The 26,573-nt window shown below is 38.3% G+C and carries 26 protein-coding genes, 1 pseudogene and 1 riboswitch; of the genes and pseudogenes, 23 read left to right on the forward strand and 4 right to left on the reverse strand.

What is annotated here, in order from left to right; all coding sequences use genetic code 11:
• Window positions 1-401 precede the first annotated feature (401 nt).
• The 15 genes from F601_RS0108690 to pepF all read left to right on the forward strand — a co-directional run bounded on the left by F601_RS0108690 (window position 402) and on the right by pepF (window position 14,733).
• Window positions 402-3,479: a type III restriction-modification system endonuclease gene (locus tag F601_RS0108690; protein WP_018165291.1), complete on the forward strand. Its 3,078-nt coding sequence runs from the start codon at window positions 402-404 to the stop codon at window positions 3,477-3,479.
• Window positions 3,480-4,009: 530 nt separating this feature from the next.
• Complete coding sequence (locus F601_RS0108695; RefSeq protein ID WP_018165292.1) at window positions 4,010-4,570, forward strand: TetR/AcrR family transcriptional regulator; 561 nt, start codon at window positions 4,010-4,012, stop codon at window positions 4,568-4,570.
• Window positions 4,571-4,688: 118 nt separating this feature from the next.
• Complete coding sequence (locus F601_RS13530) at window positions 4,689-4,883, forward strand: DUF2871 family protein (protein WP_081600873.1); 195 nt, start codon at window positions 4,689-4,691, stop codon at window positions 4,881-4,883.
• Window positions 4,828-6,498, forward strand: a complete 1,671-nt coding sequence (locus F601_RS0108700) for a recombinase family protein (RefSeq protein ID WP_018165293.1) — start codon at window positions 4,828-4,830, stop codon at window positions 6,496-6,498. The genes F601_RS13530 and F601_RS0108700 overlap by 56 nt, the downstream gene beginning before the upstream one ends.
• A 61-nt stretch (window positions 6,499-6,559) precedes the next feature.
• A complete protein-coding gene (locus F601_RS0108705) occupies window positions 6,560-6,931 on the forward strand; it encodes an SdpI family protein (RefSeq protein ID WP_018165294.1) in 372 nt (123 codons plus the stop codon).
• Between the two features lie 44 nt (window positions 6,932-6,975).
• A complete protein-coding gene (locus tag F601_RS0108710; RefSeq protein WP_018165295.1) occupies window positions 6,976-7,197 on the forward strand; it encodes a hypothetical protein in 222 nt (73 codons plus the stop codon).
• A 126-nt stretch (window positions 7,198-7,323) separates the two neighbouring features.
• A complete protein-coding gene (locus tag F601_RS0108715) occupies window positions 7,324-7,644 on the forward strand; it encodes a DUF3847 domain-containing protein (protein WP_018165296.1) in 321 nt (106 codons plus the stop codon).
• 240 nt (window positions 7,645-7,884) lie between these two features.
• A complete protein-coding gene (gene mobQ / locus F601_RS0108720) occupies window positions 7,885-9,345 on the forward strand; it encodes a MobQ family relaxase (protein ID WP_018165297.1) in 1,461 nt (486 codons plus the stop codon).
• Window positions 9,346-9,422: 77 nt separating this feature from the next.
• Window positions 9,423-9,833, forward strand: coding sequence for a DUF3795 domain-containing protein (locus F601_RS0108725; protein WP_018165298.1), 411 nt, complete (start codon window positions 9,423-9,425; stop codon window positions 9,831-9,833).
• A gap of 120 nt (window positions 9,834-9,953) precedes the next feature.
• Entirely contained in the window at window positions 9,954-10,118 is a 165-nt protein-coding gene (locus F601_RS0108730) for a transposon-encoded TnpW family protein (protein WP_018165299.1), read from the forward strand.
• 22 nt (window positions 10,119-10,140) lie between these two features.
• Complete coding sequence (locus tag F601_RS12520; protein ID WP_018165300.1) at window positions 10,141-10,497, forward strand: DUF2871 domain-containing protein; 357 nt, start codon at window positions 10,141-10,143, stop codon at window positions 10,495-10,497.
• A gap of 9 nt (window positions 10,498-10,506) precedes the next feature.
• A complete protein-coding gene (locus F601_RS0108740; RefSeq protein ID WP_018165301.1) occupies window positions 10,507-10,944 on the forward strand; it encodes a hypothetical protein in 438 nt (145 codons plus the stop codon).
• A gap of 57 nt (window positions 10,945-11,001) precedes the next feature.
• Window positions 11,002-11,844, forward strand: coding sequence for an aldo/keto reductase (locus F601_RS0108745; protein ID WP_018165302.1), 843 nt, complete (start codon window positions 11,002-11,004; stop codon window positions 11,842-11,844).
• Window positions 11,845-11,968: 124 nt separating this feature from the next.
• Entirely contained in the window at window positions 11,969-12,919 is a 951-nt protein-coding gene (locus tag F601_RS0108750; protein ID WP_018165303.1) for a competence protein CoiA, read from the forward strand.
• An 11-nt stretch (window positions 12,920-12,930) separates the two neighbouring features.
• On the forward strand, window positions 12,931-14,733 hold the full coding sequence (gene pepF / locus F601_RS0108755; protein ID WP_018165304.1) for an oligoendopeptidase F: 1,803 nt from the start codon (window positions 12,931-12,933) through the stop codon (window positions 14,731-14,733).
• 299 nt (window positions 14,734-15,032) lie between these two features.
• Here the strand turns inward: pepF and F601_RS0108760 are convergent, their stop codons facing one another.
• From F601_RS0108760 to F601_RS0108775, 4 genes are all read right to left on the reverse strand, one after another.
• Window positions 15,033-15,677: a histidine phosphatase family protein gene (locus F601_RS0108760; RefSeq protein ID WP_018165305.1), complete on the reverse strand. Its 645-nt coding sequence runs from the start codon at window positions 15,675-15,677 to the stop codon at window positions 15,033-15,035.
• A 6-nt stretch (window positions 15,678-15,683) separates the two neighbouring features.
• The gene (locus F601_RS0108765) at window positions 15,684-16,160 is read right to left on the reverse strand and encodes an aminoacyl-tRNA deacylase (protein WP_018165306.1); all 477 of its coding nucleotides are present in this window, start codon (window positions 16,158-16,160) and stop codon (window positions 15,684-15,686) included.
• A gap of 67 nt (window positions 16,161-16,227) precedes the next feature.
• Window positions 16,228-16,785, reverse strand: coding sequence for an energy-coupled thiamine transporter ThiT (gene thiT / locus F601_RS0108770; protein ID WP_018165307.1), 558 nt, complete (start codon window positions 16,783-16,785; stop codon window positions 16,228-16,230).
• A 90-nt stretch (window positions 16,786-16,875) separates the two neighbouring features.
• A riboswitch (TPP riboswitch) is annotated at window positions 16,876-16,972 on the reverse strand.
• Between the two features lie 306 nt (window positions 16,973-17,278).
• Window positions 17,279-18,121, reverse strand: a complete 843-nt coding sequence (locus tag F601_RS0108775; RefSeq protein ID WP_018165308.1) for a glycoside hydrolase family 25 protein — start codon at window positions 18,119-18,121, stop codon at window positions 17,279-17,281.
• A gap of 293 nt (window positions 18,122-18,414) precedes the next feature.
• Between F601_RS0108775 and F601_RS0108780 the strand changes: the two genes are divergently transcribed.
• From F601_RS0108780 to F601_RS13125, 8 genes and pseudogenes are all read left to right on the forward strand, one after another.
• Window positions 18,415-19,536, forward strand: coding sequence for a 5-methyltetrahydropteroyltriglutamate--homocysteine S-methyltransferase (locus tag F601_RS0108780; RefSeq protein ID WP_018165309.1), 1,122 nt, complete (start codon window positions 18,415-18,417; stop codon window positions 19,534-19,536).
• 201 nt (window positions 19,537-19,737) lie between these two features.
• The gene (locus tag F601_RS0108785; protein ID WP_018165310.1) at window positions 19,738-20,868 is read left to right on the forward strand and encodes a 5-methyltetrahydropteroyltriglutamate--homocysteine S-methyltransferase; all 1,131 of its coding nucleotides are present in this window, start codon (window positions 19,738-19,740) and stop codon (window positions 20,866-20,868) included.
• 125 nt (window positions 20,869-20,993) lie between these two features.
• Window positions 20,994-22,748, forward strand: a complete 1,755-nt coding sequence (locus F601_RS0108790) for a sensor histidine kinase (protein WP_018165311.1) — start codon at window positions 20,994-20,996, stop codon at window positions 22,746-22,748.
• 4 nt (window positions 22,749-22,752) lie between these two features.
• Window positions 22,753-23,478, forward strand: coding sequence for a LytTR family transcriptional regulator DNA-binding domain-containing protein (locus F601_RS0108795; RefSeq protein WP_026183165.1), 726 nt, complete (start codon window positions 22,753-22,755; stop codon window positions 23,476-23,478).
• A 265-nt stretch (window positions 23,479-23,743) separates the two neighbouring features.
• Window positions 23,744-25,228: a carbon starvation CstA family protein gene (locus tag F601_RS0108800; RefSeq protein ID WP_018165313.1), complete on the forward strand. Its 1,485-nt coding sequence runs from the start codon at window positions 23,744-23,746 to the stop codon at window positions 25,226-25,228.
• 144 nt (window positions 25,229-25,372) lie between these two features.
• Window positions 25,373-25,906 (forward strand): ECF transporter S component, encoded by a 534-nt coding sequence (locus F601_RS0108805; protein WP_074485640.1) that lies wholly within the window; start codon window positions 25,373-25,375, stop codon window positions 25,904-25,906.
• Complete coding sequence (locus F601_RS0108810) at window positions 25,890-26,276, forward strand: DUF4430 domain-containing protein (RefSeq protein ID WP_018165316.1); 387 nt, start codon at window positions 25,890-25,892, stop codon at window positions 26,274-26,276. The genes F601_RS0108805 and F601_RS0108810 overlap by 17 nt, the downstream gene beginning before the upstream one ends.
• Window positions 26,277-26,407: 131 nt before the next feature.
• Window positions 26,408-26,573: pseudogene (locus tag F601_RS13125) on the forward strand (IS1182-like element IS1182 family transposase); the annotation flags it as partial.

Consider the following 26,573-nt stretch of genomic DNA (forward strand, 5'->3'; position numbering starts at 1 on the left):
AATCCGAAATTAAGTATACAAGGGATATCACAAAATCTGGTATTAAAAAAATTGGAAAGAGGTATTCTAAGAATTTGGGTAAAGATTTCATCAATTAGCATTGAAAGTTTAATATAAATAAATTACTGTACCCTATTAAATAGATATTGGTGTTAGCGTAACATTCTGCTCCCTTCCAGAAAATCAGAACCATCGTCGTAACTTCCCTACGATGTATCTATTCGAATAATAATTCAAAAAAATGGCTTTCGTAACTCATAAATTTTTAGAACACACAGAAAGGAATTGAAAAGGAGCTAGGAACAATGCCAAAAAGACAAAATCCTCAAAGACATTAAACAATGTCTTGATTGATTTTCCTATCTTGGCCGACTCCTTTTGCACCTTATATAATCTTAATTATGAAACTCCAATTTAAACAACAACAATTCCAACTGGATGCTGTTTCTGCTGTCGTTGATCTGTTTCAGGGGCAGCAAAGGCATGATGGGCTCCGCTATATGGCTGACCCTGGTCGAGCGAATGATGAATTTGATAATGATATTCACCATGCTTACCGTAATGCTCCCATAACTGTTACTGCAAATGACATCAAGTCCATGGTCAACCAGAAACAAAGCAAATATAATATCAAGCCTTCAGCTAAACTTTCCATTGACACTTTAGCTGGACGTGATGCCTACAATTTCACTGTCGAAATGGAGACAGGGACTGGTAAGACTTATACCTATATTCGTACCATCATGGAGCTCAATAAACGCTACGGTTGGCTCAAGTTTATCATCGTGGTACCTAGCGTGGCTATTCGTGAAGGAGTGCATAAGTCCTTCCAAACCATGACAGAACATTTTCAAATGCTTTATGGTAAAAAACCGCGCCATTTTATTTATGATTCTAAGCGTTTAGGTGTCTTGGATGATTTTGCCAATTCATCAAATATTGAGGTCATGATTATCAATAGCCAAGCTTTCAATGCGACTGGAAAAGATGCCAGACGTATTCATATGGAGCAAGAGTCCTTCCGCTGGCGCAAACCAATTGATGTCATTGCAGCGACCAATCCTATCATGATTATTGATGAGCCGCAGTCGGTAGAAGGCAAGAAAACCAAGGAACGTTTAGCAGACTTTAAACCGCTCTTTACGCTCCGCTATTCTGCTACTCATAAAGAAAAATATGACATGGTTTACCGTCTCGATGCCATGGACGCCTATAACAAGAAATTGGTGAAGAAGATTGCTGTCAAGGCTATTGAGAAGTTGGGAACTACCGGGACTGAGGGATACCTCTACCTCCAAGAAATCATCCCGCAAAAAACTGGTGGACCTAAAGCTAAGATTGAGTTCGAACTTCTTGGGAAAAATGGCATCCGCCGACAGACTAAGACGGTTTCTGCGCCATTTGACCTCTATGCAGAGTCTGGGGAGATGGAGCAGTATCGTGATGGTTGGACCTTGAGTCAATTCGATGCCAGATATGGCACTATCCAGATTGGTGTCAATCGAACGATTCAGGTTGGTCAAGTCATTGGGGAGACCAATGAAGATGATATGCGTCGCATTCAAATCCGTGAGACAATCAAGAGTCACTTGGAAAAAGAAGAACGCCTTTATGACAAAGGCATCAAGGTTCTGTCCCTCTTTTTCATTGATGAAGTTGCCAAGTACAAGGCTTACGATGCTAATCACGATGCCCATAATGGTGACTATGCTGAAATCTTCGAGGAAGAGTATCGCCGTCAAGTCCGTGATTATCTGGGAAGTCATAAAGCTTCACGCTATCGTGTTTTTCTTGAAAAAGCTCAGCAAGCCTCATCAGCCCATGCTGGTTATTTCTCTGTTGATAAGGTCAAAAAATCGACAAAGACAGTCTTTGTCGATTACAAATCTGCCACAGAGAAGAAAAATCAAAGTTCAAATGACCAGGATGCCTATGATTTGATTATGAAAGACAAGGAACGCCTCCTATCATTTGATGAGCCAGTACGTTTTATTTTCTCTCACTCAGCCCTCAAAGAAGGTTGGGATAATCCTAATGTCTTTCAGATTTGTACTCTAAAACAGTCTGCAGCTGATACTCGTAAACGTCAGGAAATTGGTCGAGGCATGCGTCTGTCTGTTGATCAAAATGGTATGAGACAAGACCAAGACTTACTTGGCGATCAAGTTCATGACATCAATAAGTTAACCGTTATCGCTAATGAATCTTATGATGATTTCGCAAGAAGCCTACAGGGTGAACTCAAGGAAATCCTCTCAGAACGTCCGCAAAAAGTTGAAGCTCAGCTATTTGTCCATAAAATTTTGGAAAATGAAGCTGGCGCCAAACTGCAAGTATCGGAAGACCTAGCTAATGAATTGCAGTTTACCTTGATTAGAAACGGTTATGTTGATAAAGATGGTCAGCTGACGGATACTTTCTATGAGGAAAAAGAGAGGAATCAGTTGGTTTTCCCAGAGTCTGTAAGTGGTTTTGAGGAGCAAGTGTTGGAAGTTCTTGACAGTGTTTATGATGCCAAACAATATGAGATTGATAATGCTAATGACACTGAAATTGTCTTTTCAGAGCAAGTTAATGAAGATAATCTTGCCCGTCAAGAGTTTTTGAATCTTTGGAAGTCTATTAACCGTAAGTCTAGCTATCAAGTCACATTTGATGATGAGGAATTAATTGCTAAAAGTATTCAAGCTATTAACGATAAGCTAGAGGTTAAGAAAATTAAGTATGTTATCACAGACAGAGCAGCTGATAAAATGACCAAAGAAGGGCTTGACTTCACAGTTTCAGATAATAGTGTGACAGAGGAGTATCTTGATCGGACCAAAATCAATACCCGCTATGATTTGCTTGGGGAGATTGCTGATGGAACTGGCTTGACGAGACGTGTTGTGGCAAGTATACTGAGTCAGATTCACGTTTATAAATTTGACATGTTCCGTGCTAATCCTGAGGATTTTATTCTTAGAGTATCTCGTCTCATCAATGAAGAAAAGGCAACGCAAGTTGTGCAGCATATTGAGTATCATATCCTGGATGACGCTTTTGATACGGATATTTTTTATGATAATACAGCTAGCGTCCGTCTGTCTGATTCAACGGTTTCAAAAGCCACTAAGAGTGTTTACAACTATATTAAAGTGGATTCTCTAACAGAGAAAACCTTTAAAGATGACCTCGAAGCACACGAAGACGTGAAGGTCTATGTCAAACTGCCACAAGCCTTTAAAATCCCGACACCACTAGGAAATTACAACCCAGACTGGGCTATTGCTTTCAAAGAAGGTAGTGTCAAACATGTCTATTTCGTAGCAGAAACCAAGGGGTCCATGTCTAGCCTACAACTTAAGGAAGCAGAACAAGATAAAATCAAGTGTGCCCAAGCGCATTTTAAAGCACTGCAAGAAGCAGGGCATTTATCACATGATGTCATTTACCGTGTTGTCGATAGCTATGAAAAGCTCATGGAAATCGTTAAATAATTTGTAATTAAATCTAATAATAAAACTGCACTTCAAACCTAGAAAAAAAGAAGTGCAGTTTTTATTCAGTCAAAAAAGTTTACACTATTAGTGGACATAGACAAAGTTTTCATATTATTTCTCTTGTTCAATTACGAATAAGAAAGCGAGGCATGTCATTACGCCAACTTCAATAGTAGTCGGCTGTTCCCTGCACGAGCTCGTCAGTCGAAAAGTATCGTTTCGACTTCCCCTCCCGTCGGAAGTTCCGAAGGGTCAAACAGTTTGAAAGACTGTTTGAGGGGGAAAACTAAAAATTATGACTTTTTCCTAGACAGGCGTTGAGTTCCCCACTCAGCGCCATTTTTAGATAGAAAAGGCTTGTATAGAAGTCAAATGAAAGAAGTGAAAAATCTAGTCATCTCTAAACGATAGCTTGATGCGAATATTGTAAACTGATGCATCAATAGTAAGTATTTGACACAAATGATGAAAACGCTTATAATAAACTTGAACAATGTTCAAATTAAAAGAAATCAAGGGAGGTTTTTGTGACTTATTCAGTAACATCGAGAGAAGCTATTCTAGAAACTTGTCGGAACTTGGTTTCAGAAAAGGGAATTGCTTCTTTGAACATGAGGGCTGTTGCGAAGGCCTGTAATGTTGCTATAGGTTCGTTGTATTACTATTTTCCATCAAAAAATGATTTATTGCTCGCAACAATTGAAAGTGTTTGGGATGACATTTTTCATTTACAGGACATCGAAGCTAACCAACTTGCATTTCCTGATTTCATGGCCAATTGTTTTGAGCAGATAAAGTCAGGGATGGTTAAGTACCCAAATTTCTTTACGATTCACTCTATTAGTTTTTCGACCAAGGATCAGAGCCAGGCTCGAGGGACCATGGATCAGTATTTTGAACAGATAAAAGCAAGAATGCTAGAGGTCTTGAAAGAGGATCCGAAAGTCAATCATGGGGCCTTTAGCCAAGAGTTTTCCGAGGAAGATTTGGTTGAATTTGCCCTATCTAATCTCATTTCTCTCCTGATACAAAGACAGTCAGATTGTAGGATACTTATAGAAGTTATTTGTCGTCTTATCTATACTTAGGAAGTCTGCTTTTCAAGCGACTTTTAAAAAACTTGGAGTTGAACGACGTTCAAAAGTTAATAACAATAAGAAATCTGACTGATAAATTATTGATTCAAAACATGAAAGGAAATCAAAGATGAAAAAATACTTGAATTTAGCCTATATTTACGCCATTGCAGCTTTGGTTGCCGGCGTTTTCTACCGTGAATTTACCAAAAGGATTAACCTCTTAGGGACAGAGAAAATAATAAAAACTTGGAAAGGAGGTAATTCTCATGTCAAATACAAAAAGAACAGGACAAACAGCCCTTTACGAGCGTTTAAGTCGTGATGACGAAATGCAAGGAGAGAGTAATTCCATCACAAATCAAAAGCAATTACTTGAAAGCTATGCAAAAAGAAACGGCTTTGTAAATATCTATCACTATACCGATGATGGAGTAAGCGGAACAACCTTTGATAGAGAGGGATTTCAAAAGATGATAAAAGCAGTAGAAGAAAACAAAGTATCTACTGTGATAGTAAAAGATATGAGTAGGTTTGGCAGAGATTACCTCAAAGTAGGCTTTTACACCGAAATACTTTTCAAAGAAAAGGGAGTAAGGTTTATCGCCATCAATAACGGAATAGACAGTGAGAAACAAGCAGAAAGCGACTTTACCCCATTTCTAAACATTATGAACGAATGGTACGCAAGAGATACCTCAAGGAAAATACAATCTATCTTTAGAGCAAGAATGGAAGAGGGTAAAAGAGTATCACCAAGCGTTCCATACGGCTATTTTAGAAACCCTAAGAACAAACAGGAGCTACTTGTCGATAAAGAGAGTGCAAAGGTCGTAAAACGCATTTACAGACTTGTAATAGAGGGATATGGAGTAACGCAGATAGCAGATATACTAACCAAGGATAAAGTCCTTATCCCATCAGCCTATGCAGAAATACATTACCCCGAAAATAACCATAGCTCAAAGAAAAGAGGAATAGAAGACCCATATTTTTGGACACCGACCACAGTAGGTTATATCTTAGAAAAAAGAGAATATATGGGACACACTGTACTTGGTAAAACAATATGCCTTGATTACAAAACTAAGAAACGCAGAAAGGCAAAAGAAGATGAACTCATTATCTTCAAAAATACCCATGAAGCCATCATTGATGAAGAAACATGGAATAACGCTCAAAGATTAAGAAAGACAGTAAGAAGAAGTCCAAAGTATGGAACAACCTCACATCCATTTACAGGACTTTTAATCTGTGCAGATTGTGGAGGTAAATTAAGTTACAGAGAGCCGGCAGAACACAAAGAAAAGAAATATGATAGTGATTACTCTTTTGTATGTCAACATTACAGACACAGAAAAGGCACTTGCAGTATGCACTATATCAAAGTAAAAACAGTGAATGAAATTCTCTTAAAATCAATCAAAGAAATAACCAATTTTGCAAAAGAAGAAAAGCAAGAATTTCTAAAAGTGATGAACAAGTTATCCGATGAAAAAAGAGAAGAAAAATATCAAGAGGATAAAGAAAAGTTAGAAAAACTGTCCTCAAGAAATGGAGAATTGACAACACTTATTACAAAGCTGTATGAAGACCATGCACTTGGAAAAATTCCTGCAAAACACTTTGATAGATTATTTAATACCTATGATACAGAACAACAAGACTTAGAAAAGCAAATACAGTATTTTGAACAAGAAATAGAAAGCTATCATCAGAGAAAAGTTGATACCGATAAATTCCTAAAGATGATAGAGAAATATACCGACATTGAGGAACTGACAGTACCAATGATAAATGAGTATATAGAAAAAGTGGTCGTCCATGAAGCAACAGGAGGAAGAAAAGGCAAAGACAGAAAACAACAAGTCGATGTATACTTTAATTTTATAGGCAACTGTCAAGTACCACAGAAAGTAGATATAGAAAAAATGGCTTAAAAATGGTATAATATTACTAATTATTTAGAGAGAAAAATTAGAATTTGAGGAGGCTTAAAATATGGGATTTTGGGTTTTTATGTTTATAATGACATTGTTGATACCTGCTGCATTATTATTAACATGGTATATGTGTCCTAAATTTAAAACAATTCATAATGCAAGTGGGTATAGAACAAAACGCTCTATGAAAAATCAAGATACCTGGGATTTTGCTCAAAAGCATTGCTCAAAAATTTCTTTGTATATGTTTTTTCCTTCGCTATTATTAGTAATTGCAATTATGCCTATGGTGATTAGTAAATCAATTGGTATTATAGGATGGATTGGATTTGTCATAACAATGATTCAAATGATGGGTTTTGCTGTAATAATAATATCTACTGAAAAAGCTTTAAAGGGTACTTTTGATGAAAATGGAAACAAGTTGTAAATCAATTTTCTGTTTACAGGGAATTTTTTAAGGAGGAATAATGAATGACTATTTTAAAGATTATACTTATAACAGTTGGAGTTGCATTTACTATGTTCGGATATGAGATTTATTTTCAAAAGAAATATAATCTAATCAATGGTTTTGAAGAAGATTATAAAGCAGGAAGAAAAACAGAATCATATGCCAAGAGAGTTGGATTGACAGAATTTATCTTGGGTATTGTATTAGCTTTAATTGGAATTTGCGTAATAATAGTCAGGTAGATAAATCCCAGTTTGTCGAAGTAAAACAATTAAATACAAGCTATAACATATCAGTTCACGAAACAGTAAATCAAGAAAGGTTTACTGTTTTTTCTTTGCTCAAATTTAGAAAGAGAGGAAATCAAAATGAAAAATATAGATGAAAAAATTTTAATGGCAGAAGAAGAAATTAAGCAGTTACAAAACAAAAGAAAAAAGCTCATTAGTCAACAGAAACAGGAAGAACGAAAGAAAAGAGATAGACGGCTTTATGAAAAAGGAGCAGTCTTTGAAAGTATCTTTATTGAAAGCAAGGATTTTACCAAAGATGAATTCTATCAGCTAATCACATTCCCAAATATCAAAGAGTTAGTCAATCAAAAAATCTTAAAAATCATAGAGAAGCGAGAACAAAGCGAAAACAAAATTACAGAAACACAAGAGGAAGTAACGGAAACAGAGGAATAGTCCCTTGTTTACAAGGGCGCACATATACACCTTAACAGGTGTGTGCGTTCTCCGAAGGCTCTTGCAGAGAGCATATCAGCTAACCCTGATACAGGGGAGCTACACTCCCCTACGGAAATAAATTTCCTACCCCTTGTGTACTTCCCAAAAGAAATCGGATAAAAAGCTATCCGATTTTTTTAGGAAGTCTTATTCATCGCCACACCAAAGTATCAGAGAAACGAAAGGAGGTGTTCCCTTATGGCGATATATCATCTCATTATCAAAATTATCTCAAGAGGCAAAGGCAAGAGTGCAGTTGCAGCTTCCGCCTATCGAAGTGGCGAAAAGATAAAAAATGAATATGACGGCATAGTCCATGACTTTACAAGAAAAGGCGGAATAGCCCATACTGAAATTCTATTACCACAAAATGCACCACAGGAATTTTCAGATAGAGGAACATTATGGAACAGTGTAGAAAAAATAGAAAAAAGTAAAAACTCACAGCTTGCAAGAGAAATAGAAATTGCATTGCCTAAAGAATTAGACAGAGAAAAACAGATTGAGCTCGTAAGAGAGTATGTAAAAGAAAATTTTGTAAAAGTCGGTATGTGTGCCGATATTGCTCTGCATGATAAAAATGATGGAAACCCACACGCACATATCCTACTTACTATGCGACCATTAAACGAAGATAAGACATGGGGAGCAAAATCAAAAAAGGAATATATCTTTGATGAAAACGGAGAAAAAGTAAAACTCAAGAACGGCAATTACAAAACAAGAAAAATCAATACAACAGATTGGAATGAGCAAGACAAAGCAGAGCAGTGGCGAAAAGCATGGGCAGATATTACAAACAAATATCTTGAAGAAAACAGCATACAGGAAAAAGTAGACCATCGTTCCTATCAAAGACAGGGAATAGAGCAAATACCGACCATTCATTTAGGAGTATCAGCAACCCAAATGGAGAAGAAAGGCATAGCCACCGACAGAGGAAATATCAACCGAGAAATCAAACATCAAAACAAGATATTACGAGAAATCGCAAGAAGAATAAAAGCCTTGTTAAATTGGATAAGGGGAATAGGCAAAGAAGAAAGAGCAGAAACAGAAAACATAAAATCCACCCTCCCACCAAAAGAAAATCTGCTATCCGTTTTTGAAAATCTTATCCGTAACAACACAGAAAATCACAATGCAGATTTAGAAAAATATATTGAAAGCTATCAATTCTTAAAAGAGAAAAACATCACTTCCTTATCTGAACTCAAAGAAAGCATATCAGCATTAAGAGATAAGAATTATAAGACCACAAGAGCCTTAAAAGATACCGAGAAGAAAATCAATGACAAAGTAGAGCTTATCGACCAAGCAGAAAAATATTTGAAACATAAAGACATATATAAAACCTATACCAAGATAAAGAAAAGCAAGCAGGAAGATTTTTATAACGAACATACCGCAGAGATTATTTTATTTGAGAGTGCAAGAAAATATCTAAAAGAACATTTAGGAGAAAGCAAGACCTTAGCTATATCAAAATGGAAATCAGAAGTTACCACTTTGAAGAAAGAGAAAAATAGCCTATATTCTCAAATCTTAGATATGCGAAAAGAGGTTGAACAAGCCGAGAGTGTTAGGAGCTGCATAGAGAAATTACTACAAGGAAACAGAGAACTAACACAGGTCAAGAAGAATGAGTTAGGTCTATAAAACTGAGCTGAAAAATGGTATAATATTGTAAATGTTAAGTAAAACAAATTAGAAGTTGATGAAAGGGGTAAACAAATATGAAAATGCCGGAAAAAATTGATATAAGTATGTTTGCCCCATGTGGAATGAATTGTAAAGTTTGTTATAAGCACTGTTACCATAAGAAACCTTGTGCTGGGTGCTTGAATAGTGATAAGGGAAAACCTGAACATTGTCGTAAATGCAAAATAAAGGACTGCATCAAAGCAAAAGCATTATCATATTGTTTTGAGTGTACGGAATATCCATGTAAGTGGATTAAAAATCTTGAAAAAAGTTATAACAAACGGTATCAAACAAGCCTTACAGAAAATAGCCGTTTTGTTCAAGCACAAGATTTGGAGCAGTTTATGGAACAACAGAAAATAAAATATACTTGTCCTAAATGTGGCGGAATTATTTCTATTCACGATAGAGAGTGTAGCGAGTGTCAAGAAAAAATGAGATAGCAAAATCCCAGTTTGTCAAGATGAAATAATTAAATAAAAAAAATAACATAACAACTTACGAAACAGTAAATCACAAAGGTTTACTGTTTTTTCTTTGTCTAAAAGCAGAAAGGAGGATTTATGGAAGAAGAAAAAAGAGAAATAAAAGCACCACCACATAAACAGTTAATAATGGATATTGGGAAGACAAAATATACTGTAAACCTACATTTCAAGCAAGGTACAGGCGAAACATACAAGGATAAAATACTAAGGCTAATCAAGAGAGAAACAGAGAAGATATAAATTTATCAAAAAAATTTTCTTTATGTCCTTGACAAATCTTCCCAAATGGAATGGTTTCACTGGAGTGACTGCTCTTGGGAAAGTTCATACCCATCTCTTTATGCTTGGCATGTTCCTCTTCCTCATAGTTGCCCTTTTTGCTCAGAATAATGACCTAGAGAGTCAAAAATCTTTCCGTCTCTTTTTAAAAGTTCATAATATTGGTCTTCCTTTGACAACAATCATGATGGTGGTCAGAGGGATAACTGAAGTTTTGGATATACCGTTGTCAAAAGGTTTGAATGCCTCTATATCTGGACTGGCAGGAATCGGGCATATTCTGCTTGCTATCAGTCTAATTAGCTTTCTAACAGCTCTAAAGAAAATAGCCAAAAGTTGAGGTGATTTTATGGAAAAGTCATCATTTTGGTTAGTCAAAAAGAAAAATCTACTGGCTTTGGCGGGAACGGTCTGGCTAATTGCAGGTTTCAATGTGACTAGGATGGGACTTGTTGCTTACTCGTCTCTTAAACAGGTGACACTAGTCTCTTTACTCCTTAGCATTCTAGTATTCTTGGCCTTTGGTTCCATGTTTTATAAGATGACATTTATGCATGCCAGACGTATTTCTGACTACAAGGAAGCACGGAGACCATTCTGGCAATTCTTTGATCTCAAATCCTACCTGATCATGATAGTTATGATGACTGGTGGCATTTTACTTCGAAGCTCTGGTCTGGTTCCCTCAAGCTTTATTGCCTTTTTCTATACAGGCTTGGGTCTTGCTCTGGCACTTGCGGGGCTCTTGTTTTGGATTTTCTATTTTTCTAAAAGACTTTCCACTTGACCTTAAACCTAGTCTAAGTTGTATAATAAAGGCAGATTAATTATTGGAGGACAAATGATGGAAGATTACACACTTTCAAATGGTCTTAAGATTCCTAAAATCGGTTTTGGAACCTGGCAAATTCCTGAGGGAGATGAGGCCTATAACAGCGTTGCTTATGCCCTAGAAGTTGGTTACCGCCATGTGGATACAGCCCAAATTTATGGCAATGAAGTCAGCGTCGGTCGTGCCATTGCAGATTCTGGTCTTTCCCGTGAAGACATTTTCTTGACCACAAAGGTTTGGAATGATAAGCACAGCTATGACCTTGCTAAGGAATCTATCGATGAATCCCTTAAAAAACTTGGAACAGACTATCTAGATTTGCTCTTGATTCACTGGCCAAATCCAAAAGCTTTGCGTGAAAATGATGCTTGGAAGGCTGGCAATGCTGGCGCTTGGAAAGCCATGGAGGAAGCTTACAAAGAAGGTAAAGTGAAAGCCATAGGTGTGTCTAACTTCATGATTCACCACTTAGAAGCCCTCTTTGAAACAGCTGAAATCAAACCGCATGTTAACCAAGTTCTCTTAGCACCAGACTGCCCACAAGAAGAATTAACAGCTTTCTGTAATGAACATGATATTCTTCTAGAAGCTTACAGCCCACTTGGTACAGGAAGTATCTTCAGCAATGAAACAGCCAAGGAAGTAGCAGAATCAAATAACAAATCTGTTGCTCAAGTTGCTCTGCGTTGGTCACTACAAAAAGGTTTCCTTCCACTGCCAAAATCAGTGACACCAAAAAATATCAAAGCTAACCTTGATATCTTTGATTTTACCTTATCTGATGAGGATATGGCTAAGCTTGATAGCCTTCAAGGTGTCAAAGCTCAAGAAGACCCGGATAAAGTTGGCTGGTAATAATCTTAAAGGTTTAAAGTTCTCCTAGTAACTTTAAGCCTTTTTCGTTCTAGAAATTACAAAAAAATTTTGAAATATCTAGGATTTACAGATACTTTACGAATAATCAAGTAAGGAGGTATCTATGTTATCTGCTTATGATAAGAATGGGAAACTAATCACTTTATTAGAGGGACTTCCTCAAAAACAGGCCTTTAGCTGTCCAGCTTGCGGAGGTGCAGTGCGTTTGAAGAAAGGTTCTGTCATGCGACCGCATTTTGCCCATGTCAGCCTCAAAGATTGTCACTTTTACACTGAAAATGAATCAGATGAGCATCTATGTCTGAAGGCAGAGCTCTATCATAGCCTATCCAAGAGCGAGCAAGTTGAGGTTGAGACCTTTTTGCCAGATTTGGGACAGATAGCGGATCTTTTGGTTAATAAAAAGCTGGCGCTGGAAGTTCAATGCAGCCGTCTGTCACAAGAACGCTTGTGTCAGCGAAGTCTGGCCTATCAAAGGCAGGGCTTTCAAGTCTTATGGCTCTTAGGCAAGAAGCTCTGGTTAGGTCAGAAACTGACAGACCTACAGAAGCAGACGCTCTATTTCTCACAAAATATGGGCTTTCATCTCTGGGAATTAGATGTCCAAAACCGTCAGTTAAGGCTCAAATACATGATTCTTGAGGACCTTTTTGGCAAGCTATATTATTTGACCAAGTCTGCTTCCTTTGATGATGACCTTATGGCCTTCTTTAGGCAACCTTATGTTCAGCAAGAAATGGCCCAGTATGAAGTTCCTCAAATGACAAATCTGGCCCTACGTATTCAAAAGCAACTGATGGCAAGAAATCCACGTTGGCTGCGCCAGCAGGAAATCGCTTATTCACAAGGTGCTAATCTGATAGCGCAAACGGATGCTGACTTTTATCCGCAGGTCAGACCACCCCAGAGTCCACAGGGTTTTTGTCAGATTTCTAGAGATTTATCTGGCTACAGCGCAGCTTTTTTCCGCTACTATAGGGGGCAGGAAAATATGTCTCGTCAAATTCTCTATCCCCCTGCTTTTTATGTTAAAATGGAAACTAAGAAAAGATAAAGGAGTTTATCATGTCTGATAATCGTTCACATATTGAAGAAAAATATCAGTGGGATTTGTCCACTATTTTTGCCACTGACCAAGCTTGGGAGGAAGAATTTGAGACACTCTCTGCTCAAATCCAAGACGCTAAGTCATTTGCTGGGAACTTGGTCACATCAGGTCAAAACTTGCTGGAGATTACGGAAGCCTACTTGGACCTGTCTCGTCGTTTAGAGAAATTCTATGTCTATGCTTCTATGAAAAATGACCAGGATACAACAGTAGCTAAGTATCAAGAATATGAAGCTAAGGCAACGGCCCTTTATGCTAAATTCAGCGAAGTTTTTGCCTTCTATGAACCAGAGTTTATGACCTTGAGCGGCCAAGATTATGAAGCCTTTGTCGCTGAAGTTCCTGCTTTGTCTGCCTATGCTCATTTCTTTGAACAGCTTTTAAAACGTCAGGCCCATGTGCTGTCGCAAGCAGAAGAAGAGCTTTTGGCTGGCGCGCAAGAAATTTTCGGAGCTGCTAGTGAAACCTTCAGCATCTTAGACAATGCGGATATTGTTTTCCCCTTTGTAACAAATGAAAACGGGGAAGAAGTACAGCTAACGCACGGGAACTTTATCAGTCTCATGGAATCTAAAAATCGTCAGGTTCGTAAAGAGGCTTATGAGGCCATGTACAGCACCTATAATCAATACCAGCACACCTATGCTAAGACACTTCAAACCAACGTCAAAGTTCAAAACTACAAGGCGCGTGTTCGTAAATTTGACTCTGCCCGTGACGCTGCCATGTCAGCCAACTTTATCCCTGAAGCCGTTTACGATACCCTCCTTGAAGCGGTTAATAGTAACTTGCATCTCTTGCAACGCTATGTCAATTTGCGTAAGCAAGTCCTAGGTGTCGATGAGCTTAAGATGTATGACATTTACACACCTCTATCTCAAACAGATATGACCTTCACTTATGAAGAAGCTTTGGAAAAAGCAGAGCAGGTTCTCCAGATTTTTGGTAAGGAATATGCAGACCGTGTTCATCATGCCTTCACAGAACGCTGGATTGATGTTCATGTCAATAAAGGAAAACGCTCAGGAGCCTATTCTGGCGGTTCCTATGATACCAATGCCTTTATGTTGCTCAACTGGCAGGATACTCTAGACAATCTTTATACCCTTGTCCATGAAACTGGCCATAGCCTTCATTCAACCCTTACCCGTGAACATCAGCCTTACGTTTATGGAGATTATACCCTCTTCTTGGCTGAGATTGCCTCAACTACCAATGAAAATATCATGACCGAAACTCTCCTGAAAGAAGTGGAAGATAACAAGCAGCGCTTTGCCATTCTCAATCATTACCTTGATGGCTTTAAGGGAACAGTCTTTCGTCAAGCCCAGTTTGCTGAGTTTGAACATCTTATCCACAAGGCGGACCAGGAAGGGGAAGTTCTTACAAGCGAGTACCTCAACAATCTCTATGCAGAGCTCAATGAGAAATATTATGGCCTTAAAAAGGAAGACAACCCTGAAATCCAATTTGAGTGGGCACGTATTCCACATTTCTACTATAATTACTATGTCTACCAATATGCGACGGGCTTTGCTGCAGCCAGCTATTTATCAGAAAAAATCGTTCATGGCAGCCAGGAAGATATTGATAAATACTTAGGCTTCCTCAAATCAGGAAGCTCTGACTACTCACTCAACATCATCCAAAAAGCGGGTGTTGACATGACAAGTGTTGACTACCTCAACGCAGCCTTCAAAGTCTTTGAAGAACGCCTAACAGAATTGGAAGAACTAGTTGCTAGAGGTGCCCATTTGTAATATAGCGAATGAATAGCTTTCAGACAAGGTACTGAGGAACAGAGGTGGGTCTTAAGGAAAGGTCTTTCACTCAGCCGAGAGTAGGCCAAGACGAAACTGACGATGTATCATTTTGATTTTAAAAGAGTATTAGACTAGGCAAGACGACGCATACATACCTAGTGGTAGTCAAGAAGGCTTAACGACGCATCATTTTGATTTTCGAAGAGTATCATTCGACTATACAGTCTTTGACGACAAGATATTCCTATAAACAAATAAGCTGAGAAATTTCATTCTCAGCTTATTTTGTGCTTATCTTATTTTTGGGTAATGGTCATTTGCTCTTTGACATAAGACTTGTCGTTCCAGTTTGTGCAGTGGAAAGTTTTGAAGTCTGCTGTTTCAAGGACAGTGACGCTGGTATTGTCTAGGCCACCTCTGTTACGAATAGTAGCGGCTTCATGTCCCATGAGGGAACGAATGCTGGCGGTTAAGTTAGCTCCGTGGCCGACAAAGAGAACATTTTCATAGGGCTTGCCATTGAGTGAATGAACCAAATCACGAACGCGACGGGTTGTTTGATAGAGGCTTTCAGCTTCAAACATGTCGGCATTAAATTTCTCTAGACGATGACGGAAAGCATGCATTTGTTGGGGATAGATGGCAAGCATAGTTGAAATCTTGCTGCCTTCTAAGCGTCCCAAGCCCCATTCACGAAGAGCAGCTGTATAGGTGATTGGTTGAGGATTATCTGATTCTTGGACAATCAACTGGGCAGTTTTTTGAGCTCTTTTCAAATCACTAGAATAGACAGCATCAAACGGAACATGAGCCAAGTAACGTCCCAATTCTTTAATCTCCTCAATGGATTCCTCAAGAAGTGGTGAATCTCCATTTGCTCCTTGGAGACGTCCCTCTTCATTCCATTCGGTTTTTCCATGTCTGACAAAATAAAATTTCATTTTTTCTTACTCCTCAATTAAATCCGCAAAATTTGCTCCGACAAAATCAGCTAGAACTTGACTATCAATTCGAATAGAACGTCCAACTTCACCTGCAGATACAATCATCTGACCTAGTTCAAGGGCGCGATTATCAATAAAGATAGGGAAGTTGTGCTTTTGGCGGATACCAACAGGATTATTGGCACCGTGAATATAACCTGTTGTCTTTTGAAGATCTTTTTGAGGAATCATTGAAACCTTTTTGTTGCCCGATACTTTGGCTAATTTTTTCTCAGACAAGTGTTCTGTAATTTGGACAATGCCAATGACAGGTCCTGTCTTATCACCAGTTAAAGCTAAGGTTTTGAAGATGTCTTCTTTACTAATATCATCTGGTAAGCTTCCCTCTAAAGCATTGAGGGAAAGACTATCGTGTTCAATTTTGGCCTTATCTAAAATTTGGTCAACTAAAGTCTTTTTAATTTTGACTTTCTTAGCCATTTTAAGTTATTCTCCTTGCTCTTTAAAAAGATATAAAGGTATTATACCATTTTTAAGGAACAATAAATTAATGATTTGGTTGGAAGAATTTAGGTTGGCTCTTTAGCAAAATCACAATACTAATAATGACAAAGAAGAGAGTCAGCCCACCAGCTGTGCCATTGACCGTAAAAGAATACCATGAGGCAGACATGCCTTCGGGTGCATAAGAGGACCAAAAGATGATGCCAGCTACATAGTGCCAGATGTAGCGCAGGATTGTGGCTAGGCAGGCACCGCTTAGGGCAAATAGCAGAGCTGATTTAGTTTGCTGAGATTTGAGAGCTTTTTGGAGGGGAGTAGTCAGGAAGCCAGCAGTCCCCATGCAGGCAAAGGCTAGGATGTACTCAATGAGGACTTGGGAGATGCTGAGGTAGTAAACCTTACCCAGAACAAAATGTAACAAGCCCCAAATTAAACCAGCAAGGATGCCATATTTTGGACCACGGCGAAGAGAAAAAAGAATAAGAGGGATAGCCCCAAATGAAGGCGTAAACCAAGAGGCAAAATCAGGGAGCATTGAAAGAGCCATAGCCAGTGCGGCAAAAATAGCAGCTTCGACGAGGACAGAAACATTTTTGGACATAAAAAACTCCTTTATATCACAAAAGGAGTGGCTTGATCTAATGACAATAAGGAAAGCTGACTGTATAAAAAATGAGTCAGATAAAAATCCCTATGAAATGGTCACAATTCCTCCGCTCGTACTAACGAGATCAGGTTCTTAGGATTTCGCAGATGCGATCTCAGCCTAGGCACTCCTTTGTGAAGTTATTTAATTGCTAACATTATAGCTTGATAAACTTTATCTTGTCAAGAATTTTTTGAAAAAATATACAATATTCTTAAAAATATGAATAGAAAATCATTCGGTATCCTCTTTTATGAATACTCTTTGAAAATCAAATGAGACATCGTCAGTTTCGACTTGCCCTAGCCTAGTACTGTCTTCGTCTGATGTTGATTTTAAAAGAGTATAGTCTCAATTTCTCCTTTAAGTGCATAAGAAAACTCCAAGTTGTAAACACTTGGAGAAATTAGTTATGAAGTGGTTGATAATCAATCAAACAAACATAATTCTAGTCTTCGATTTTACCGAATAATTTTTCGTAAGTAGCTTTGGCTTCCTTGGTAACAGCAATTTGATTAAGGTCAAGCGGATAATCAAACCCATTCAAATAACCTTGTGAAGTATATTGATGGAGGTCATAGTCGAGATCAGTATTAGGTGCAGCCTCATAGTAGCCTGAATCTGACCCGTATGTTGGAATCCAAACAGCGTCAAACTCATCGACCGATATTTCCTGTTCGGCCATAAAATAAGTACCGATATAGATACCGACATTTTCAGCACCAAGTTTTTTCAGTTCCTTACGAAAAGCTTGGACACCTTTATTCATCTCGTCCATAGTCTCTTCTTCAACGTCAACCCAATAAAAAGTTGGATTGTAAGGAGAGGCAGCCTTATAAAAGGCCTGTGCTTCTTCCTTCATTTCTTTGACACTTGTACCAAGCGCATAGCTGTATACTGCTACAGGAACGTCTCTTTTTTGAAATTCTTTGATGTGAGTCTTAAACGATTTATCAACCCCAGTCGTATAAGCAGCATTATTATCTTTGGTAATCTGTGACCCTCCATAGACACGAACAATGGCACCAGAGATATTGAGTGATAAGGTATCATAGTCTATCTGACTAGGAAGCTGCCAGCCTGAAACATCAATAATCGGATTAAGAACAAACTCTTCTTCCTCTGAACTTGAACTAGATGCCGTGCTACTGCTAACTGTGGGGATAGATTTCTCAGCCTCAGCTAACTGTTTCGCGAGAAGCTGTTCTGAGTAAGCTTTTCCTTTGAAAAATAGCAGAGCCAATAAGGCAAATAAGACAAGAACAACTATAGGTTTAATTCTTCTTCTCATTAGTCATATTTTAACGTAAAATTGACTAAAAATCAAAGGGAGCAGACTTTTGTCACAAAACTGTCACATAATTTCACAAAAAAATCAAGAAAATAGGCACTTAACTGAAAAAGTAATGGACATGCGATATTTGCTAGAGAATAAGACTGATCTGTTAACTGAAAAAAGAACTATTTTTTCACAAAGTAATGAGTGTTATAGTTAGTAACTATAGAAAATAATAGAAAATATATATTTTACAGCTATAGTGAACTTTGCTAAACTGGGCTTATCATAACAAACGAGGTAAAGACATGACTAAAAAATATTTCGAACACGTCGGCTCATTTTTGAGACCTGAAGAATTACATCAAGCCCGCGCCGCCTTTGCCAACGGTGACATTACATTTGAAGAGTTGACAGCTGTTGAAGATCGTCTCATTACAGAATTGGTGGATAAGCAAGTAGCTGCTGGCTTGGAAAAAGTGACAGATGGTGAGTTTCGTCGTGCCAACTGGCATACCGATTTCTTCTGGGGCTTTGATGGTATCGAACGGTACCAATATGGTGAGGGATTGGCTTTTGAAGGGATTGAGACCAATGACGATTCAGCTATTGTTTCAGGAAAAATTGGCTTTACTAAAGAAAACCATCCTTTCATTAAACATTTCCAATTCCTTAAAAAGTTGGCCGATGAGCGCGGTGTTGAAGCTAAAATTACCATCCCAGCACCAGCCCAATGTATGATTGAACTGCAACGTGGCAGCAATATCCAGAAAGCCTTGGAAATTTACCCAAATCAAGCAGATTTGATTGCTGACTTGGCTGCAGCTTATCGCCAATCTATTTTGGCTCTTTATGAAGAAGGAGCACGCACTATTCAGCTGGACGATTGTACTTGGGGCGTTATCATGGATGATGACTTCTATAAGACTGTCACTAACGGTGAAATTGACAAAGACTTCATCCGTGAAGGACTCTTGGCAATCAATAACAAGGCAATCGAAGATCTTCCTGAGGACTTGCAAATCAATACCCATGTTTGCCGTGGTAACTATCAATCAACTTACGCTACAACAGGTCCATACACAGCAGTTGCTGAAACACTCTTTGGTCGTGAAAATGCGACAGCCTATTTCCTTGAATATGACAATGAACGTTCAGGCGGATTTGAACCGCTTGCTGAATTTAAGGATCCTAATAAAGTTGCGGTGCTTGGCCTTGTCACAACTAAAGAAGGAAAACTTGAGGACAAAGAAACCATCATTGCTCGCATCAAAGAGGCCAGTGAGTTTCTCCCACTTGATCAACTTTGGTTGGCAACACAATGTGGCTTCGCTTCAACTGAAGAAGGAAATATCTTGACAGATGAAGACCAATGGAAGAAATTGGCCCTTGTTAAGGAAGTCATCGATGAGGTTTGGGGAAACCAATAAGACTTGGAAATCTTTAGAAAATATAGTGTTTAAGGATTCAATTCTCTTTTGATAGAATTGAATTCTTTTTCTTATAGCTCTTAAAATAAAATGAGGGATCTTGGTATAGTTAACAACTATATCAAATAATAGAAAATATATAATTTACAACTATAGGTAGCTCTGGTAGAATGAACTCATCAGATAAATGAGGTGAAACAGATGACTAAGAAGTATTTTGAACATGTTGGCTCTTTCCTACGTCCCGCAGAGCTTATTCAAGCGCGTGAGGACTTTGAAGCAGGAAAAATCACTGCAGAGCAGTTGGCAGCAGTAGAAGATAAAGCCATTAAAGAATTGGTTGATAAACAAATTGAAGCTGGTCTTGAAAAAGTGACAGATGGTGAGTTTCGTCGTGCTTATTGGCATCTTGATTTCTTCTGGGGATTTAATGGTATTGACCATGTCCAAGCTGCAGAAGGCTACCATTTCCATGATGAAACAACAAAAGCTGATTCAGCTTTAATCGCAGGAAAAATCACTGGTGACAAACATCCTTTTGTTGCAGCTTACCAGTTCTTGAAAGACTACGTAGACTCAAAAGGTCTAGATGTAGAAGCTAAATACACTATTCCAGCACCAGCTCAATTTTACTTTGAACTCATACGTGATGCTGAACACGTTGAAAAGTTAAATGAGATTTACCCAGACTTTGAACAATTACGTGAAGATATTAAGAATGCTTATTTGACAGTTATCGATGACTTGATTGCTGCAGGTCTTAAAACACTTCAAGTAGATGATTGTACTTGGGGAACCTTGGTAGATAACAACTTCTTGACTGCTTGGGGTGCAGCAACTGGTAAAACAGCCCAAGAAGTTCGTGATGAATTGGCAGAACTCTTCTTGACACTTAACAATGATGTTTACAACAACGTCCCAGAAGGGCTATTGGTTAACACTCACGTTTGTCGTGGGAATTACCACTCAACATGGGCATCATCAGGAGGCTATGATGCAGTAGCAGATGAACTCTTTGATAAAGAAAATGTTGCTGAGTACTTCTTAGAATTTGACAACGACCGTTCAGGTGGTTTTGAACCACTTGCCAAGGTTTCTGGGAAAAAAGTAGCAGTGCTTGGATTGATTACTTCAAAAGAAGCTACTCTTGAAGACAAGGATGCTATTATTGCCCGTATTCGCGAAGCAGAAAAATTCCTTCCACTCGATCAGCTTTGGCTATCAACTCAATGTGGATTCGCCTCAACTGAAGAAGGAAATATCTTGACAGAAGAAGACCAATGGAAAAAATTAGCCCTTGTTAAGGAAGTTATTGACGAAGTTTGGGGTTAATTTCCTCATATAAGATTGAACTCTAGTTTCAGACATAGTCTGGCTAGAGTTTTTATTTTATGAAAAAGATGATAAGGCTCAGCTATTCTTGTGCTATAATGGAGGTGTTTGAGAGGAGAAATGCAATGACTCTGTTTTTTATTATGATGGAACGGGCAGGATTGATTATTCTATTAGCTTATGCTTTCGTTCATATTCCTATGATTAAGGAAACTTTAAATTCTCCTGATAGGCGCAAAAATCAGTTTATTCTCTTATTGTTATTTGGAGTTTTTGCCATAATTTCCAACTTTACTGGTGTTGAAATCCAGTCAGGTTTAGCCATTGTTAATCAGAGTTTTGGTCAGATTGCTCAACAGTCCTCGGTAGCAAATACCCGCGTACTTTCCATTGGGATTGCCGGATTGTTTGGAGGACCACTTGTCGGTATCAGCGTAGGGCTCATTTCTGCCTTAGTTCGCTTTTGGCAAGGTGGCTTATCACCTCACATCTATATGGTTTCATCAATCCTGATCGGTCTTTGTTCAGGAATTTCTGGACGTTATTTTTGGAAAAAGCAGGGCCATATGGCTAAAGTCCATCAAGCAATGTTTGTGGGATTGCTTATGGAAATTTTACAGATGCTTTGTATCTTACTCCTCAGTCAAGATAGAGTTCAGGCTGGGAAACTGGTTGCGTTTATCGCTCTGCCCATGATTTCAGCTAATACACTGGGAATTGGGATTTTCACCTCTATTCTTAGTTCGACCAGACAGCTTGAAGAGCAAGCACGAGCCCTTCAAACCCATGATGTTCTTAGTCTGGCAAATCATACTTTACCGTATTTGCGTCAGGGGTTGACTAACTTGTCCTGTCAATCCGTGGCTGATATTATTTATAAATACATGAAGGTTTCAGCGGTGAGTTTGACAGATCGGAAACGAATTTTGGCTTTCGTTGGTTCAGGTTCTGAGCATCATCTGCCTGATGTACCTTTGCAAACGGAACTTGCTAAACAAGCTATTGAGACTGGTGAAATTTGCATTGCAAAGAGTCGAGATGATATTGATTGTCATCACGATGACTGTCCTTTGTCTGCAGCTATTATCATTCCTCTGAAAATCGAGGGTGAAACAGTGGGCACACTGAAGTTGTATTTTTCGGATTCTCAAAAGATGAGCTATGTTGACCAACAGCTAGCGCAGGGGTTGGGAAATATTTTCTCTACTCAATTAGCTTTAGGACAGGCAGAGATGGCAGCCCGTCTTCTGCAAGATGCTGAAATCAAGTCTCTGCAAGCTCAGGTTAATCCACATTTTCTTTTTAATGCTCTTAATACGATCCTAGCTATGATAAGAGTCAATGGAGAACAAGCACGTCAACTTTTGCTTGATTTGAGTAAATTTTTGAGAGCTAATTTACAGGGAGCAAGAGAGAATGTTATTCCTCTAAGTCAAGAGATTGCCCAAGTAAATGCCTATTTGGCTTTGGAGAAAGCACGTTTTCCTGATAAAGTGGATTTTCAGCTGGAAATGAATGAAGCGCGTGATGGTTCTTTCCCAGTTCCGCCATTTACTTTACAAGTTTTAGTTGAAAATGCTTATAAACATGCCTTCAAACAAACTAAGTTTGACAATCACTTGAAAGTGAGCATTGATAGAAATCAGGATAGTTTAATCATCTCTGTTGTCGACAATGGTCAAGGAATTCCTTATGAAAAACTAACCAGTCTTGGCAAGGTTAAACAAGAATCCGAAGAGGGGACAGGGTCTGCTTTAGAAAATTTGGCAAGACGTATTAATTTACTGTATGGACATGAAGCGATTATGGAGTTTGATTCATCAGATGCTGGAACGTCTGTTCGAGTGATTTTGCCACTATCCGTAGAGAAGGGAGATTAAAATGATGCAAGTTTTAATCGTAGATGATGAGCCATTAGCTCGGAATGAATTAACTTATCTGCTTAATAAGTATGATGATAGTTTGACTATTGAAACAGCAGAGGATATGACATCGGCTTTGGCACTTTTGCTACGTCAACCATTCGATGTCGTTTTTCTTGATATTCACTTACAAGATGAGTCAGGTTTAACTTTAGCTACACATGTTAATCACATGACAAATCCTCCAATCATCATATTTGCAACAGCTTATGACCAATATGCTGTACAGGCCTTTGAGCAAAATGCTAGGGATTATTTATTGAAACCTTATGAAGCTGATCGTCTAAAGCAAGCTATGGATAAGGCCCAACAGAGCATCTTTGCCCAGCAAGAAGCAAATGCAGGAGAAGCGAGGCAAGAGACCTATCCTATCTCGCAAGATGATCGCATCTATATGGTACCTGCTAAAGAGATTATCACGATCGAAGCGCAACAAGGGCTTCTACTAATTCATACTGTTAAGAAAAACTATGAAACACATGGATCGCTGTCTGATTGGTTGGAGAAATTGCCAAGAGATAATTTTAGGCGTGTCCATCGTTCATATCTTATTAATTTAGACAAGGTAACAGTTGTAGAACCTTGGTTTAATCAGACCCTGAGTTTAACTCTAGCAGGAGGTATTAAAGTTCCTGTAAGTCGTGCAAATGTTAATCAAGTAAAGAAAGATTTAGGTATTCATTCTTAAAACGGAGTCAGTCGGCTTCGTTTTTAGTTTATTCAGCACGAAATCAAAGCAGTTCATTTTGAAAAGAGAAATCCTTTATTTTTCATTGTTATAATGTAAGCGTTAAAAGGTGAGGACAGAAAGAGTAGTTTGTAAAGCTTCTTTGCCAGTTCTTATCACATCGTTTTTGATATCAATTAGGTCCTTAAAATGATTCAAATATTGGAAAGACATTTTGTCTGATATACAAATAAGACGCATTCACATTTAATAAGGAGGGTTTGTCATGTTTACTTTTTTGGGAGGTATTGCTTTACTGGTTATTGGTTATTTAACCTATGGTCTTTACATCGAGAAAAATTTTGAAATTGATGAAACTCGTAAGACACCATCTGAGGAATTGCGGGATGGTTATGATTTTGTTCCTATGCCAAAATGGAAAAACAGTATGATTGAACTGCTTAATATTGCAGGAACTGGGCCTATTTTTGGACCGATTATGGGAGCACTCTATGGTCCGACGGCTTATCTTTGGATTATCATTGGTTGTATCTTTGCAGGTGGTGTTCATGATTATATGATCGGGATGATTTCTCTCAGAAATAAGGGAGCTCACTTGCCAGAATTAGCCAGTCGTTATTTAGGAAAATCAATGAAACTGGTTATCAATATTTTTTCTATGTTACTCTTGCTTTTAGTTGGTACTGTTTTTGTAGTTACACCTGCCAATTTGATTCTTAGTATCTTACCTAAGGGAATCATGACATTGCCTTGGATCATTGGTTTAATTTTCCTCTATTACCTCATCTCAACAGTTTTGCCAATTGATAAGGCCATGGGGAAAGTTTATCCAATCTTTTGTGTCATCCTTTTGGTTAGTACTGCAGCAGTAGCATTTCGTTTGGTGACTGGTGGTTTCACGATTCCAAATCTAACTCCAGCAACCTTCCATAATATGCATCCAGGTGGTCTAGCAATTTTCCCAGCATTATTCTTCACCATTTCTTGTGGTGCATTATCAGGTTTTCATGCAACCCAAGCTCCCATGGTTTCTCGCACAATGACAAATGAACGCGAAGGACGCTTTACTTTCTACGGTATGATGGTTGCCGAAGGTGTCATTGCAATGATTTGGGCAGCAGCTTCTATGGCACTTTTTGATGGACAAACTTTATCTCAGATGATTGCTTCTGGAACTGCTTCGGCTGTTGTTAATAAAGTTATGGTCATGTTGCTTGGTAGTTTTATTGGTACTATCGGAATTATTGGTGTTATTGTTCTACCAATTTCATCAGGTTTGTCAGCTTTCCGTAGTTTACGTAATATCGTGGCAGATTATCTACATATCAAACAAAACACCCTATCAAAAATTTTCGCAGTCACTATTCCGCTTTATTTAATCTCTTTTGTTTTAACTAAGGTAGATTTCAATATTTTATGGCGTTATTTCAACTGGGCTAATCAAGTAACAGCTGTTATCAGTCTGCTAGTTTCCACTCGTTATTTAATGCTTAAAAAGCGTAATTACTGGGTGACATTTGTACCAGCTATCTTTATGCTTTATGCAGTTGTCGTTTATATTTTGAGTCAACCAATTGGATTTAATATGGGCTTGGTTACTTTGACTTATCTAATTGGCGTTATTATTACATCTGCCTTGATTTTGATTTTCTGGAAATCAGGACAAAAACAAATGGTTCATCTCAGTCCGGAATCCTTCCTATTCAATGATCATTTACCGATAAGTAGTTATCCAAATTTGGATAATTAAGTTGAAAATTTTCTGCCCCTTTTATCTGCCTCTGGTAGATTTCTATCATCAAAAAGAGTTTGGACAATGTTCCAGACTCTTTTTAGCAGTTGAAACGTTTTTTTGCTACTTGACAGTTGTAACCCTTTCCACTAGACTGGAATAATGAATATAAAAAGAACTCAGTTGACTTTGCAGCGTATAAGTCGGATTGCTATTTTATCAGCACTGTGTGTTGTCTTTCGTTATGCTTTTGCGACTCTACCCAACATCCAGCCCATTACAGCAATCTTTTTAATTGTCAGTATTATTTTTGGGATAGGTGATAGCCTACTTATCATGGCGGTGACCATGCTGGTTTCTTCCTTTCTTTTAGGTTTCGGACCTTGGGTATTTTTCCAAATCCTTTCCTTTGCAGTAGTCCTCTGTCTATGGCGTTTTCTGCTATACCCGCTGACAAAGATTTTGAAATTTGATAAAATAAAAACGGTTACTCTTCAAGCGTTTTTGGCTGGCATGATGGGGATCATTTATGGTCTTGTCATCGATTCTTGTTATGCCTTCTTATACAACATGCCTTGGTGGAGCTACGTTTTGGCTGGGGCTAGCTTTAACTTGGCCCATGCCCTCTCCACCTTGCTCTTTTACCCCCTATTATTACCTATTTTAAGGAGATTTTCAGATGAAAAAGTTGTTTAAATATTTCGTTTTATCAGTTGCTATGCTGCTTTTAGTCGCTTGTGGCAATGGCGGAGCTGACTCTGCTAAAGAGTCACAAAAAGAAGTGGCAGGAACTGTCCAACTCATTGTCAGAAGAGAAGATGATGTAACTGACGAAAAAGTGGACTTCTATAAAGGTGATACCGTCATGGATGTCCTCAAGGAGAATTATGAAGTTGAAGAATCTAACGGCTTTATCACTGTTATTGATGGTCTAGCTCAGGATGAAGAAGCAGGAAAGTATTGGATGTTTGATCTTAATGATGATTTAGCTCCAAAGGCTGCGGACCAGATTAAGGTCCAAGATGGGGATAAAATCGAGTTTTATCAGGAAACTTATACAGGATAAAAAGAAGAGGCTGGGCAAAAACTAGCTTCAGAACACAAAAAAAACGGGCATTTCCGCAGTTGGAGATGCTCGTTTTCCTATGTCATGGTTTATAATTATAATAACGACAAAACAATTAGAAAGCCATGACTATGTATAAAGAGTATAACACAAATCAGTTAAGTTTGGAACTAAATCTTGCTTACGATATTCCCATGAACCATGAAGTTAGACTCATCAGTCTTTTCGTGGACAGTATCCCTAATCATGTTTTACTGGAAGAAAAGTCTCATACTGGCCGACCAGCCTTCCATCCGG

This window comes from Streptococcus henryi DSM 19005, assembly GCF_000376985.1.
GTDB classification, from domain to species: Bacteria; Bacillota; Bacilli; order Lactobacillales; family Streptococcaceae; genus Streptococcus; species Streptococcus henryi.